This window comes from Acidovorax sp. KNOB132, from assembly GCF_057541515.1.
Genome location: NZ_BAAJYT010000489.1, coordinates 1 through 1588, shown reverse-complemented (window position 1 = coordinate 1588; position 1588 = coordinate 1). Strand labels below are relative to the sequence as shown.

Genomic DNA, 1588 nt, shown 5'->3' with positions numbered 1-1588 from the left:
GCGGCGCTGCAGCGCCAGGCCCAGGCCAGCCACACCGGGCTGTGGTCGCAAAAGCGCCCGCGCGCTCCCTGGGACTACCGGCGACAGCACCCGCACGGATAAACCGGTAGCATGCGGCGCTGACTTCCCACCGTTGGAGCCGCCCGCCGCGTCCGCCCGTCCGCTGGCCGCACAGGCTCCGGCCAGCCACCCTCCAGCCTCCCCTGCGCCGTGCCCGACCTTCCCACCGCCTCCCCCGCTCCCCCCGTTCCTGCCACCGAAAGCGTCTACCGGCACCGCGGCTTCCTCGCCTTCCTGATCGCCCGCCTGGTGGCCGTGTTCGCCACCCAGGTGCAGGCCGTGGTCGTGGCCTGGCAGGTGTACGACCTCACGCGCGAGCCCATCGCCCTGGCTTACGTGGGCCTGGCGCAGTTCCTGCCCATGCTGTGCCTGCTGCTGCCGGCCGGCGACCTGATCGACCGCGCCAGCCGCCGGCACATCCTGGCCGTGAGCTGGTCGGTGGGCGCGGTGTGCAGCGCGCTGCTGTGGTGGCTGTCGGGGCACGGCACGGCGGGCGTGGCGGGCATCTATGCGGCGCTGGTGCTGTTCGGCTGCTCGCGGGCGTTCTCGGGACCGGCGCTGCAAAGCCTGCTGCCGCAGATCGTGCCGCGCGCCCAGCTGGCGCAGGCCATGGCCACCAACAGCATGCTGATGCGCCTGGCCAGCATCACCGGCCCGCTGATCGGCGGGGTGCTGTATGCCACCGGCGGCGCCTCGCTCACCTACCCCGTGTGCTGCGCGGGCTTCGCGCTGGGCGCGCTGCTGCTGTCGCGCGTGACGGTGGCGTATGCCGCACCACCCTCGCCGACGCAGGGCCGCATGTGGGACCGCTTCGGCGCGGGCATCCACTTCATCCGCACGCGCCCGATCATCCTGGGCACGATCTCGCTGGACCTGTTCGCCGTGCTGCTGGGCGGCGTGGTGGCGCTGCTGCCCATCTACGCGCACGAGGTGCTGCACGTGGGTCCGCAGGGCCTGGGCGCGCTGCGCAGCGCCATCGCCATCGGCGAGGTGGGCGCGGGGCTGTTCCTGACCCTGCGGCCCTTCAACCGCCACGTGGGACGGCGCATGTTCATCGCGGTGGCGATCTTCGGCGCGGCCAACCTGGTGTTCTCGCTGTCGCACTGGTTCCTGCTGTCGTTCCTGGCCCTGATGGTGGCCGGCGCGGCCGACATGGTGAGCGTGTACATCCGCGGGGCGCTGGTGCAGTTTTCCACGCCCGATGCCATGCGCGGGCGGGTGAACGCGGTCAACATGCTGTTCATCGGCTCGTCCAACGAGCTGGGCGAGTTCCGCGCCGGCACCAGCGCGGCGTGGCTGGGCGCCGTGCCGGCCGCGGTGGCGGGCGGGCTGTGCACCCTGGCGGTGGTGGGCGCCTGGACGCTCCTGTTCAAGCCCCTGCGCGACGTGGACCGCTTCGAGGAAGCGAGCGAGGAACGCCAGCGCCGCTGACGCTGAACGCCTGGCGGTTGACAGCGGTTACCAAAAAGTCCGCAGCCCGCGCATTCGCTCATATTTCGATAGCAATATGCCCTAGTGGATATTGTGC

1 protein-coding gene is annotated in these 1588 nt (G+C 71.5%); it reads left to right on the top strand.

Going from position 1 to position 1588, the window contains the following annotated elements; translation table 11 throughout:
* Window positions 1–210: 210 nt before the first annotated feature.
* A complete protein-coding gene (locus tag AC27IO_RS24000; RefSeq protein ID WP_487091056.1) occupies window positions 211–1491 on the top strand; it encodes an MFS transporter in 1281 nt (426 codons plus the stop codon).
* Window positions 1492–1588: the final 97 nt, after the last annotated feature.